This window comes from Paenibacillus sp. LHD-117, assembly GCF_030929555.1.
Lineage (GTDB): Bacteria > Bacillota > Bacilli > Paenibacillales > Paenibacillaceae > Pristimantibacillus.
Genome location: NZ_JAVFVT010000051.1, coordinates 1 through 13,095, shown reverse-complemented (window position 1 = coordinate 13,095; position 13,095 = coordinate 1). Strand labels below are relative to the sequence as shown.

Below are 13,095 nucleotides of genomic sequence, written 5' to 3'. Positions count from 1 at the left end.
AACGCTTTATGCTGTGCTATAATTTGGCGAGGCCAAAGGGGATCGGGGTAACACAGTACAGCATTAGCGATTGCAAGGAGGTAATCATGATCGGAACAACCAAACGAAAATATAAAAGATGGATACATATCGTTGTGGCAGCCATGATGCTGCTCGCCTTGCCGATGTCGGCTTCGGCCGCGCCATGGGGCGCGAAAGCCGCTCAGGATACGGTCATCAAGCTGGACGGGGAGGCCGTAAAGCTGTCCGAACCGCCGATAATGCTGGACGGCAGATTGTTTGTGCCGGTGGCGCTCGTCGCGGATCTGTTCAAGGCGAAGAAAATTGGCTGGGACAAGAAAAACGAAGAAACGACAATCGAGACCGCGCTCGGCGATACGATCGTGCTGGGCGACGGCGTGCCGGTCGTTTACTTTAATAAAGCCCGATACGTCATGGATGAAGCGCCGTTCATCGAGGACGGAAGAATGTACGTTCCGCTGCGCCATGTGGCCGAATTGCTGCATGCGAAGGTCAAGTGGAACAAGGAAGAGGAAGCGGCCGAGCTGACGACGGTGCAGCCCGCGGTCGTGACGGAGGAGAACGGTCTGGGCGAGATCGTCAAAGCATTCGGCACGAGCCAAGCGGAGCTGCTTGTCCGCAACGAGATGAAAACTGCCGACGGCATCAAGGAGGGAACGTCGCTTCGGGTCGTCATGCCGTCCATCTTCGACAAACCTGCGAAACCGTACACGGAGCAGGACTACACGCTGCTGGCGAAGATCACGATGGTCGAGGCCGGGTACGAGTCCTATGAAGGGCAGCTTGCGGTCGCCAACGTCATTCTTAACCGCGTGAAGGATGCCAGGTTCCCGGATTCCATCCGCGACGTCATCTACTCCGGCAAACAGTTCCCGCCGGCGCATAACGGACTGCTCGACAAGGCCGCTCCGAACGCCAGCGTGCTGCGCGCCGCTAAGGACGCGCTCAACGGCAAGAACAACGTAAAAGGCGCGGTTTATTTCTTTAATCCGAAGGTGTCCAAAGGATCGTTCTGGTCCAGCCTGGACGTCGTCGCGAAGATCGGGCATCATCATTTCGCGGAATAATCGAATCGATATAAGCAAGACGCAGAGCCGGTTGCCGGTTCTGCGTTTTTTTTTTATCAAATTGCACGCGCCGGCTACCTACTTCGGCGGCGCCTCCGGGCCATCCACACGATTAAGGCTAACACAGGGATGGAAAAAAGCAGGATCGTCGATGCCTCTCTTATTCCGAGCTTCAAACTCCTTGGCTGGGCCGGTTCTTCCTCAACCAAAGAAGCGGCCCCGAACACCGTAGGCTCCACGTCCGCTTGTTGCATCGCCTTATCCCGATTCGCGTCCCAGACGCCGGTATTCCCGCACAGATTCATCCTCAGCTCCCCGTCCCGCATGCTCCCGAACACCAAGTACTCCTTGTTCAGCTGAAAAGGATCCCAGCCGTTGTCGAACAACTCGATCCGGCCGCTCTCTATCCCTTTCCAACCCCTCTCTACGCGAAAGGCAGTCAGGCCGCTGCGCTTGGCGGCGATGGCCGTACCTTTGAACACGACGGCACTTTCGTTCAGCTCCTCGGACGCAGGCCCGGGCGGAGCGCAAGATAGGGCGTCCGCTCGATGGGCCGTGCCTAGCGCGACTCCGAGAATGAGCACAACCAAGATGAGTCTAATACGCTTGCTCATGAACCGAACACCTCCCCGGCAGCAACTACTCTATTGACGAAGGAGAGCCATGCGAAGTTGCAGCATTGTTTCGCGATCATGGTCGAACAATGATCATTTGTGCAAACCCTTACATCCCGAATGTTCGCTTTTTAACGAAAATGAACAACGAATAATCACATTCGAACATTTTTTCGTTGACATGCTGACTAGACGCGTTATAATAAGTGACATAAGATAATGAATTTTCAGATAATTGAGGTGCATTTGCGTGATTATGAGTGTTACGAGTGAGATATGCGGCAGGATATAAGTGTTTATGGGGAGTTATGTGTGAGGTTTTTTGATTTATTCGGAAATTAGAGTTATATAAACTAACATAAAGTAGGTGCTGGTATGGGTGCGATTCGGTTTGGCGGATGTTTAGTGGAGCGCGACATTCCTTGTTCGATGCGGGACGGTACCGTACTTTACTCGGATGTGTACCGACCGTCGCAGGGGGGCGCGTATCCGGTGCTCCTGATGAGGCAGCCCTACGGGAAGACGCTCGCATCTACCGTAACGCAGGCTCATCCAGTATGGTACGCGCAGCAAGGCTTTATCGTGGTCATTCAGGACGTGAGGGGGCGCGGCGAATCGGAAGGCGAGTTCGATCCCTTCGTCCGCGAAGCGGATGACGGTTACGACGCCGTAGAATGGGCGGCCGCTTTGCCGGGCTCGAATGGTCACGTGGGGATGTACGGCTTCTCGTACCAGGGCTGCACCCAATGGGCGGCAGCGTCAAAGGCGCCTCCTTCGCTGAAGGCAATCGCGCCCGGCATGTGCGGATCGGATGTCTACCACGGCATGATCTACCCGCAAGGCCGGTTCGCGGCGGGCGAACATGTGCCTTGGGCGTTCCAGCTCGCCCGCGACGAGGCCAGACGGGCGGGCGACGCGAAGGCCGAAGCGTATTGTACGCTCGTTCGCAAGAGCACGCCCGACGAATTGTTGTATCCGGTCATGGAGGATGGCTCGCATCCGATTCTGCAGACGTATTTCCCGGCTTTCCGGGAATGGAGGGAGCATGCCGAATACGACGCGTATTGGGAGCGGAGGAGCTGGACGCAAAATTTCCTGAAACATCCGATTCCTGCTTTCCTCATCGGCGGATGGTACGACGTATTCCTGGCCGGAACGATAAGCGATTATGAGCGGTTAAGCGCCATCGAGCGTTCCGGCGACTTGTTCTTCAAACTCATGATCGGCCCCTGGGACCACATTCCGTGGGGAAGGCATTCAGGCGGTCACGATCACGGAGAGGAAGCGGACGGCGACATTCATGTGGAGCAGGCGGCGTGGTTTCGCTATTGGCTTGATCCGAATCGCCAGCCCGGGAAGCCGGCGGAACCGGAGGTCGCCTGTTACGAGCGAGGGAGCGGGCGTTGGCGGACATACCGGCAGCTGTCGGCTGCTTCCGGCACGGGACGAACGGCGCGGTATTGGCTAGATCGCAAGGGGAAGCCGGCGAACGGCGCATCCGGCGGAGGCAGGCTGACGGAACGGCAGCCCGCCGCGGCGCAGGTCAGGCCCGACGTATTCGTCTACGATGCCAGGTTTCCGATGAAGCTGGAAGGGTTCCAGCCGAAGGATCGGCGAACCGAGCAGGACCGTTACGAGAAGCTGGTCTATACGGGAGACGCGATGGAGGAGGATGCTCGCCTCTTCGGTGCCATCCGGCTGTCAGTTCAGGTTCAGACAATCGGGGGGCCGACGGACGTGGCCGCGATCGTAAGCGTCGTACGCTTGGACGGAAGCGCTTTGTTCTTGACGGCGGGCATCGCCGAAACGGAAGCCGAGGCCGATGACCGGGGACAATGGCAGACGCTGCGGCTGAAGCTGAGACCCGTCGCGATCGAGCTTAAAGCTGGGGAGAGGCTGAGACTGGAGCTGACGGGAAGCGCGTATCCGCTCTTCGCCTGCCATCCGAACGGCAGGCCGGCAAGCGAAGCCCGGCTTGCGAATGCCGGAGAGCTCATGATGGCGTCCGTCTCGGTTAATTATGGCGGCTCCGTGCTGGAGCTCCCTTTGATGAAGATGGAGGTGGAAGCCGAATGCATCAGCTTGGCAATGGCAGAAACGACTGGTACGTAAACGAGGAAGAGGTCGATCTCAGCAGGGGCCGGCGCCCGGCGAGAGGGAATGGCGCAAGAAGTAGCGGTGCTCTCGGCGGCGGTAGAATCCTCCGCTTGCAAGCCGAACCCCAGCGCGTCGTGATCGACCTGGACCGAACGGTCGTCATCGTCGTCGACATGCAGAACGACTTCTGCTCGCCGGGCGGCTGGGTCGACTACATCGGCGGCGATTACGCTCCGCTGGCGGCATTGGCCGAGGCGCAGAACCGCGCGCTGGAGGCGCTGAGGCGCGAAGGCGTCCCGGTCATTTGGCTTAATTGGGGAAACCGCGAAGATCGGCTGAACCTCAGTCCTTCCATTCTGCACGTGTACAATGGGGCGGGCACCGGCAAAGGCCTCGGAGATCGGCTGCCGCGCAGCGGCTCCAAGGTATTGGAGAAAGGCAGCTGGGGCGCGGCGATCATTGACGGGCTGGTCGTGGATCCAGCCGATATCCACGTGGACAAATACAGGATGAGCGGCTTCTGGGATACGCCGATGGACAGCATCCTGCGCAATCTGAAAGCAGACACCCTCCTGTTCATGGGCGTCAACCTGGATCAATGCGTCATGTCGACGCTCGAAGACGCCGTTCATGCCGGCTACGACGCGATCCTGCTGCGCGACTGCTGCGCGACGAACTCGCCGCCGTATTGCGCGGACGCGACCTTTTACAACATTAAGCAATGTTACGGGTTTCTATCGGATTCCGTTCAGCTTCTCGAGTCCATTCGGACCAACCATACCACGGAGGTGCTTCAAATGACCATGCCCGCATTGTACGCAGGCCGCTTCGACCAAAGCCCGGTTTACCGCATTTCGCCGAAAGACAGCAACAAGTTCGTGCTGCTGTGCGACGGCACGCAAGTTCCCTTCGTGTCGGTCGTCGAGATTTTCGACGTGGGCGGACAGACGCCGCCGAACGAACACGCGGAAGCGTTCGAATACTTCTACGTGCTGCACGGCGAAGGCATCGCCACGGTCGGGGAGGACAGCATGCCCATCGGGCAAGGCTCCTATTTCATCGTCACCCCGGGCCAGCTTCACCAGGTTCGCAACACGGGCGGCTCCAGGCTGTACGTGCTGACGACGATGGTGCCGGACGAGAAGTTCTCCGATCTGATCAAATCGGGGGTGACCGACTCGCTCGACGAAGAAGATCTGCTCGCGCTCGCTCCGGCCAGGCAGCAAGTATCTCCATAACCGCCCGCATACATTGCGGCGCGATTCATGAACCGGACGAAGGAGGGATAAACGGTGAACAGATATACGGGAAAAGCGTGGGATGCCCATTTCCTGCCTCGGCTTAGCCGCAAGCAGGTCGCGGAGCTGGATAAGACGGACGCGCTCGTCGTACTGCCGGTCGCGGCAATCGAGCAGCACGGACCGCACTTGCCGGTCTACACGGACACCCTCATTAACGAAACAATGCTGACCTACGCCTTTGAGGCGTTGCCCGAAGGAGCGCCGGTTTGGCTGATCCCGGCCCTGTCGTATGGCAAAAGCACGGAGCATCTCGGCCATCCCGGTACGATCACGCTGTCGGCGACCACCCTCATGGCGGTCGTAATGGACATCGCGAAGAGTCTCAAGGTCAGCGGCTTCCGCAAGCTTGCCTTCTATAATACGCATGGGGGCAACGTCGACCTGCTGAACATGATGGCCCGGGAAATCCGGATCGAGACGGGACTTGCGGTCTACCAGGTGCAGTTCGACCGGTCCGTCGATCCGGCGGTCATCCCGAACGAGCCGACGCTGGACATTCACGGCGGCGAAGTCGAGACCTCCCTGGTGCTCGCTTCCCGGGAGCATTGGGTCGACATGGATGAAGCGCCGGACGAAATATCGTCGTTGCCCGCGTCTCCCAATCTGCAGTTCAAGAACAAGGCGTTCGCGTGGGTCATGAACGATCTGTCGGCTTCGGGCATTTGCGGCAATGCGCAGCTGGCGACGGCGGCGCTGGGCGAGCATTTGTACGAGCGCTGGGGAAAGGCGATGGCGGCGACGCTCATGGAGCTTGTCCGATTCGACATGACGAGCTTGAGATCGAAAGGCGAATAAAGGAGGCGGCTGATCATGGAAGCGATTCTGAATGGAAGCATCGACACCGGTACAGACACGGGTATCGGAGCGGGCGGCAGAGCCGGGAAGGCGGAGGAGGAAGCGTTCGTCCGGATGAGCGCCTTGTCCAAGGTGTATCCGAACGGGACGGTCGCGCTGCAGGACGTGAATCTCGACATCGCCGAAGGCGAGTTCATCTCCTTCGTCGGCCCATCCGGCTGCGGCAAGTCGACCATTTTTAAGCTGATTACGGGCCTGAGCAGCCATACGTCGGGGGAACTGTCGATTCTAGGTGCCTCGCCGAAGGACGCGCGCAAAGCGAACAACACCTCGTTCGTGTTCCAGGATCACACGCTGCTGCCTTGGAGCTCCGTCATCGATAACGTTATGCTGCCGCTTTCGCTCCGGGGCGATTCCAAGAAGGAAAGCCGCAAGGAAGCGGAGCGCGTGCTGGAGATGGTCGGCCTGCGCGATTACGCGAAGGCGTTGCCCCGGATGTTGTCGGGCGGCATGAAGATGCGCGTCTCCATCGCGAGGGCGCTCGTCTCGAAGCCCAAGCTGCTGCTGATGGATGAGCCGTTCGCGGCGCTCGACGAAATTACGCGGCAGACGCTCCAGGATGAGCTGCTCTCCATCTGGCAGCAAGAGAGGGGCATGACCGTGCTGTTCGTCACGCATAACGTGTTCGAAGCGGTATTCCTGTCAAGCCGGGTAGCGGTCATGACGCCGCGCCCGGGCAAAATTTCGACGGTCGTTCCTATCGACGTGCCTTATCCGAGAGGAGAGCAATACCGGACGACCGCGAGGTTCAGCGAGCTGGTCGGTTCCGTATCAAGGTCGCTGAGCCATGATTAAGAACGGAGGTGCCGCCATGGGCGCAAGCTGGCAGGTCGAAGTGGACGAATTGCTGGGCGAAGGCAAGACGGTCGTGGAGAAGACGGCCATCGAGAAGCTGTCCAAGGATTATTATTGGTATTCCCCTCTCCTGCAGGCGAAGCTGAAGGACAAGGTTGCGGAAGGTGCGGTTCGAATCCGGACGGAAGCCGATTTGAAGCAGACGCTGGCTTACGCTTACGCGAACCGCATTCCCGTTACGCCGCGGGGAGGCGGAACGGGCAATTACGGGCAGGCGGTGCCGCTGAACGGTGGCATCGTGCTGGACCTGACCGGGTACAACGAGATTCTGGAAATCGGGGACGGCTACGCCAGATGCCAGGCGGGGGTGAAGCTCGGCGCACTTGAGAAGGCGGCCCGCTTGACGGGGCAGGAGCTTCGCATCTACCCGAGCACGATCATGATCGCGACGATCGGCGGGTTCATCGGCGGCGGCTCCGGGGGCATCGGCTCCATCACGTACGGCGGCTTGTGGGACGGCAACGTGCTCGAGCTGGTTGTGTACACGATGGAGGAGGAGCCGAGAAGGCTGGTCATCCGCGGCGAAGAACTGAACGATTACATCCACGGCTACGGCACGACCGGCATTCTCGCGGAGGTGGTCATCCCGCTGGCTCCGGCCAAGGAATGGCAGGAAGCGATCGGCCAATTCGAGAGGCTGGAGGACGCGATGCGGTTCTCGAACCGGGTCGCCGACGATCCTGCGTTGACGAAGCGGGTCATCAGCTTGCACGAATGGCCGCTGCCGAGCTATTTTGCCCCGTTGGCAAAGCACATCCAGCAAGGCAAGGTTGCCGTGCTTCTGGAAGTGGAGAAAGGGTCGCTGGATACGCTGCGGCAATATGCCTCCGAAGAAGGTGGAGAGATCGGTTATACGAAAGACGATTCGCATACGCGCAAGGGTGTAAGCCTTACGGATTTTACATTTAATCATACGACACTCTGGGCGCTCAAAGCGGACGATAACTACACCTATCTGCAATGCAGATTCTCTCTGACGGACTACGAGCGGGAGATCGCGCTGGTAAAAGAAAAGTTCGGCGACGAGGTGCTCATGCACATGGAGTGGATGAAGGTGGAAGGCGGAACCGCTCCGGCGAACCTGCCGCTGTTCAAATTCACGACGGAGGAGCGATTGTATGAAATCGTAGACTTCCTGGAAGCGATCGGCGTTCCCGTAAACAATCCGCATACGTGGAAGCTGAGCGCGAAGAGCTCCACCTACGAGGGCATGGTCGCCCGCAAGCGGGTTAACGACCCGCTTAATCTGTTGAACCCCGGCAAGCTGTATGCCGACCACGAATAGGAAGAGGTGAGCTAAGATGAGTAAAACCATTGCAAGCGCAGGTCCCATCGCGTCCGAGAATACGGCGCCGCGCGAGCGGACGTTTCCGGGCGCATGGAAGGCGAAGCTGGCCGGCGTGGTCCCGCCGGTCTCCGCATTCATCATCGTCGTAGGGCTATGGGAGCTGATCGGCCGCCAATTCGACGTTCCGGTCTTCCTGCTGCCGAAGCCGTCGGATATCGTGAACGCCGCATCGGAGAATTGGGGCAGCCTATCGGCCGCCCTGATCACGACGGCATCCGAGACGGTCATCGGCTTCCTGCTCAGCGTCATCATCGGCATCGGGGCGGCGATCCTGCTGGCCAGCTCCAAGCTGGTGGAACGAAGCGTCTATCCGTACGCGATCGTCCTGCAGACGATTCCGATCATCGCGATCGCGCCGATCATCGTCATTTGGTTCGGGGCGGGCATTAACGCCATCGTCTTCATTACGTTCCTTATCGGATTTTTCCCCATGCTGTCGAACACGCTGATCGGCCTGAACAGCACCGACCACAACATGAAAAACCTGTTTTTCCTCTACAACGCGAATCCGTTCCAGACGATGATCCGGCTGCGCTTGCCGGCGGCGCTGCCCTACATTATCGGAGGCCTGAAAATTTCGGCGACCTTATCCGTCATCGGCGCCATCGTCGGCGAATACATGGCCGGCCTCGGCGGCGCGAACGGCGGACTCGGCTACGCCATCACCGTCGCGGCGACGCGGCTACGGACGCCTTATCTGTTCGCATGCGGCTTATCGGCTTCCATTCTCGGCATCGTTTTCTTCCTCATCGTGAATCAAATTTCCAAATGGCTGCTCAGCTCCTGGCACGAATCCGAGCTGGCCAAGGAGAACTAAGCGCATGCCGAAGGGGGAATTGCGTTTCGTCAACGCGCGGCTGCCCCTGTCGGGCGGGGGCCTCTACGAGCTGGCTTCGGAAGGTGGACGATGGACCGTCGTCCGTCCTCAGGAGGAGCTTTTGGAGGTGGCCGGGGCTATTCCGATCCGGGACCGGAGGGTGGTCGATGTTTCCGCAGTCGCGCCCGCCATTGACCTAGAAGGTCGGATCGCCCTTCCCGGTTTTGCCGACATGCATATGCATCTGGACAAGGCGCTGACGCTTCCGGAGGTAGGCAACGAATCCGGCACGCTGCTGGAGGCGATCGCGAATTACGGCGGCAAGATCGCCGGTTTCTCGAAGGCGCATATCCGGGAGCGAATCGTCCGCGCCGCCTTGCTAGGGCTCAGCCATGGGACGCTGTATATGCGGTCGCATCTGGACATCGCTTTGCAGCACGGCAGGGAGGTCATGATGCGCACGGTGGAAGCGGCGCTGGAGGCTCGGGAGGAGCTGAAGGGGCGCGTGGAGCTGCAATTTTTCCCGATGCTGGCCTTCGACGAACATCCGGCTGAAGCCGCGAAGCTGAGCGAGGAGCTGATCGGCCTAGGCATGGACGGCCTCGGCGGCTGCCCGCATCTGCGGGAGGACCCGGTGTCCGACGTAAAGCTGCTCTTCCGCCAGGCGGCGAAGCTCGGCGTCCCGGTCGACCTTCATACGGACGAGACGGACAACCCGTCGATGCGGACGATCGAGGCGATCTGCCGGGCGGCCATCGCGGAGGGCTACCAAGGCAAGGTGACGGCCGGCCATCTCTGCTCGCTCGCCAGCATGCCGAAGCGCGAAGCGGAGCCGTTGATGGCGCTCATGGCCGAGGCGGGCGTCGGCGCCGTGACGCTTCCCGCGGTGAACTTGTATTTGCAAGGGAGGGGAGACGACGGTCCGTTCCGGCGCGGGGTGACGCGCGTAAAGGAGCTGCTGGAAGCGGGGGTGAAGGTGGCCGCGGGTTCGGACAACATTCAGGATCCGTTCCATCCGTTCGGCCGGGGCGACTTGCTTCATATCGGTTCCGTCGCCGCGTATGCCGCCCACATGGGCGCTCCGGCGGATGCCGGAAGGATCGTGAGGATGATCACCGAGACGCCGGCGGCCTTGATAGGGCTTGCCGAATATGGCGTGAAGGCCGGCGGCCCCGCCAATCTGGTCGTGACGGACGCGATGTCGGAGACGGAGCTGTTGCTCTGGGAGTCGCCGTCCAGATGGGTGATGGCGAACGGATCGTGGGTAAGCGCGCAAGTGAGAGAGAGCTGGCTGTAAGAAGCTCGAGGTCTGAGGCTTGGACGGAAAGTTCGTAAGGGTAGTCGAATTCAGAATGTCGGATGCAAGGGAAACCAGAGAGTGCGTAACCAATCCTATAGAGAATAGTGGAGGGAACAACCATGCAAACTCAAACAAACGTAAAACGACGGATGGGAAAACGTTCGATGACGGTAATGGCGCTCACCTTTCTGATGGCAATCGTGTCCGCTTGTTCCTCGGGCGGCAATAACGGCGGCGCCGCGACGGATGCACCGTCGGCTTCTCCTTCCGCGGAAGCGACGGACGCTCCCGCGACGGAAGCACCCAAGGAGCTGACGAAAATTACTCAAGTGACGAACTGGTACGCGCAGTCGGAGCATGGAGGCAACTACGCGGCTTTAGTGAAGGACTTCTACAAGGAAGCCGGGCTCGACATGACGATCATGCCGGGCGTCAACGTATCCGGCACACAGCTTGTCGCCACGGGCAAGGCGCAGTTCGCGATGAGCTCGAGCGACAACGTGCTGCTCGCCCGCGAGAACGGCATTCCGCTGGTCGCGATTCTCGGCACGTTCCAGAAGAGTCCGCAATCGTTGACCTTCCATAAAGGCCAAGACATCAAAGGCATGGAAGACCTGAACGGCCGCGATGTCTACGTCAGCAGCGGGTCGCCTTATTGGGAATACCTGAAGAAAGCGTACGATCTATCCGACGCCAGGGAGCTCAAGTACAACTACGAGCTCGGCAGCTTCATGGCAAACGAGACCTCTGTCGTGCAAAGCTACATCACCTCCGAGCCGTACACGCTTACGCAAGAGGGCTTCGAGACGGAGAGCATGCTGATCGGCGACTTCGGCTTCGATCCGTACGCCAACATCATGGTGACGACGGAAGAGATGATCAAGGAGCATCCGGACGTGGTGCAGGCGTTCGTGGATGCGACGATCAAAGGCTGGATGTATTACAAGGACAACTACGAGGAGATCAACCCTGCTATCCAAAAAGAAAATCCGGAGGTGCCGCTCGACGCGTTCGCCTACAGCGCCAAGGCGCTGCAGCCGCTCGTGTACGAGGGCGACGCGGCCGAGCACGGCGTCGGTTATATGACGACGGAGCGCTGGCAGGAGATGAACGACGCGCTTGTCGACCTTGGCGTCATGAAGGAAACCCAGGACGTCGCGGTCGCGTTCACAAATCAGTTCGTGGAAGCGGCAGTCGCGAAGCTGAAGTAAGCGGCATTCGGCGCCGGATTCGGGCAGCAAGCGGCAGGGAGGGTGGCCGATGGGCCATCCTTCTTTCCTATAGGAGCGCCTCGGCAGGTTTTATGCTATTATTGGGAAAAAACGCATCCGATCCGTACTATTTTTGATCGAATTCCTGCCATGGGGGAGAATGTTATGCTCGTAGGAACGAGACGGCATGAAATTATGAAGCTGCTCGACTTGAAGCAGCAAGTGACGATAACGGAGTTATCCGAGAAGTTTAACGTATCGCAGATGACGATTCGCCGGGATCTGGACTTGCTGGAGTCCGAGGGCAAAATTCAGCGCTCCCACGGCGGGGCGGTGAAGGTGAAGCGCTACATGGGCGCGGGCTACGAGCAGCGGGCGAGCGAGAATCCGCTCGAGAAAGCCGCGATCGCCAAGGAAGCGTCGCGGCATATCCAGGACGGGATGAGCATCATCCTGGACGCGGGCACGACGACGGCGGCGATGGTCCACGAGTTGGAGCGGTTCCGCAACCTGAAGGTCATCACCCGGGATCTGCACATCGCGCTGCTGCTCTCGAACGAAGAGCGGTTCGGCAGCATGGAGGTGTACTGCACCGGCGGCCGCGTCAGCAAGTGGGCGTACAGCATGGACGGCATCTACGCGGAGCGCATGATGAACGCCGTCACGGTCGACATCGCGTTCATGACCTGCGAGGCCGTCTCCTACGACAAGGGCGCCATGGCCTGGTCGCCGGTACTGGTGGGCGCGAGGCAGAGCAGCATGAAGGCGGCCAATACGCGAATTTTGCTCGCGGACGCCTCCAAGTTCAGCTACACCTCGCTCGCCATCTTCTCCGACCTCGAAGCCTTCGACGAAATTATTACGGATGACCGCCTCGACGAACACGAGATCGGCATCTTCCGCAGCTCGGGTTACGCGCTAAACGTCGTGTCGCTGCAGGGGTAGCGGAGCGTACGGGGAGGGAGAGAGTCGCGGCGCGGAAGCGAGCTTCTGCATGAAGCGGATTACACTGTAAAACAGCATAAAAACAAGAAGGGAAGAAGCGGAAAAAGCGGGGATGTATCCTCGCTTTTTTTCTTCGGCTTATCACGCTCCCCTCGCCTCTTCGCGCACCAGTAAGCCGACTTTCTCGGCCTATCGCGCTCGCCGCACCCTCTTCGCGTACCAGTAAGCCGATTTTCCCGGCCTATCGCGCTCTCCACACCTACTCCGCGCACCAGTAAGCCGACTTTCTCGGTCTATCGCGTTAGCCGAGCCTCTTCGCGCGCCAGTAAGCCGACTTTCTCGGCCTATCGCGCTCTCCGTACCTGCTCCGCACACCAGTAAGCCGATTTTCTCGGCCTATCGCGCTCTCCGTGCCTACTTCGCGTTCCAGTAAGCCGACGATCCGCCGACTTCACAGCAAAAAACCTCTCCGAAAGTTACTATTCCTGCAAAACATACATCTTTTTTAGCGGTGATGGGTTCAGCTTGAACCAATCCTGCATTTCATCAGGCTGTTGAGAAATACAAAAACTTCAATAAATCACCGCGTTAATATGGTATAATGAGGGTAGAAACCATTCCATAGAAAGCGCGGTGTTTTAATGCTTCGCACGAATGATCCTAA

Annotated in this window: 11 protein-coding genes; 10 read left to right on the top strand and 1 reads right to left on the bottom strand. The window is 59.2% G+C overall.

Annotated elements, in window-relative coordinates:
* Positions 1 to 86: 86 nt before the first annotated feature.
* Positions 87 to 1,088, top strand: a complete 1,002-nt coding sequence (locus tag RB620_RS27705; RefSeq protein WP_308100080.1) for a cell wall hydrolase — start codon at positions 87 to 89, stop codon at positions 1,086 to 1,088.
* Between the two features lie 74 nt (positions 1,089 to 1,162).
* Here the strand turns inward: RB620_RS27705 and RB620_RS27700 are convergent, their stop codons facing one another.
* Positions 1,163 to 1,702 (bottom strand): hypothetical protein, encoded by a 540-nt coding sequence (locus tag RB620_RS27700; RefSeq protein WP_308100079.1) that lies wholly within the window; start codon positions 1,700 to 1,702, stop codon positions 1,163 to 1,165.
* 375 nt (positions 1,703 to 2,077) lie between these two features.
* Here RB620_RS27700 and RB620_RS27695 point away from each other — a divergent pair, with 375 nt between their 5' ends.
* From RB620_RS27695 to RB620_RS27655, 9 genes are all read left to right on the top strand, one after another.
* A complete protein-coding gene (locus tag RB620_RS27695) occupies positions 2,078 to 3,814 on the top strand; it encodes a CocE/NonD family hydrolase (RefSeq protein WP_308100078.1) in 1,737 nt (578 codons plus the stop codon).
* Entirely contained in the window at positions 3,775 to 5,037 is a 1,263-nt protein-coding gene (locus RB620_RS27690) for an isochorismatase family protein (RefSeq protein WP_308100076.1), read from the top strand. The genes RB620_RS27695 and RB620_RS27690 overlap by 40 nt, the downstream gene beginning before the upstream one ends.
* Positions 5,038 to 5,091: 54 nt before the next feature.
* Positions 5,092 to 5,895, top strand: coding sequence for a creatininase family protein (locus RB620_RS27685; protein WP_308100074.1), 804 nt, complete (start codon positions 5,092 to 5,094; stop codon positions 5,893 to 5,895).
* Positions 5,896 to 6,009: 114 nt separating this feature from the next.
* Entirely contained in the window at positions 6,010 to 6,750 is a 741-nt protein-coding gene (locus RB620_RS27680) for an ABC transporter ATP-binding protein (RefSeq protein ID WP_308100132.1), read from the top strand.
* A 16-nt stretch (positions 6,751 to 6,766) separates the two neighbouring features.
* Entirely contained in the window at positions 6,767 to 8,095 is a 1,329-nt protein-coding gene (locus RB620_RS27675; RefSeq protein ID WP_308100072.1) for an FAD-binding oxidoreductase, read from the top strand.
* Between the two features lie 16 nt (positions 8,096 to 8,111).
* Positions 8,112 to 8,975 (top strand): ABC transporter permease, encoded by an 864-nt coding sequence (locus RB620_RS27670; RefSeq protein WP_308100070.1) that lies wholly within the window; start codon positions 8,112 to 8,114, stop codon positions 8,973 to 8,975.
* Between the two features lie 4 nt (positions 8,976 to 8,979).
* A complete protein-coding gene (locus RB620_RS27665; protein ID WP_308100068.1) occupies positions 8,980 to 10,272 on the top strand; it encodes an amidohydrolase family protein in 1,293 nt (430 codons plus the stop codon).
* Positions 10,273 to 10,394: 122 nt separating this feature from the next.
* Entirely contained in the window at positions 10,395 to 11,486 is a 1,092-nt protein-coding gene (locus RB620_RS27660) for an ABC transporter substrate-binding protein (RefSeq protein ID WP_308100066.1), read from the top strand.
* 165 nt (positions 11,487 to 11,651) lie between these two features.
* Positions 11,652 to 12,431 carry a DeoR/GlpR family DNA-binding transcription regulator gene (locus RB620_RS27655; RefSeq protein WP_308100064.1) on the top strand — a complete coding sequence of 260 codons (780 nt, stop codon included), beginning with the start codon at positions 11,652 to 11,654 and terminating at the stop codon, positions 12,429 to 12,431.
* Positions 12,432 to 13,095: the final 664 nt, after the last annotated feature.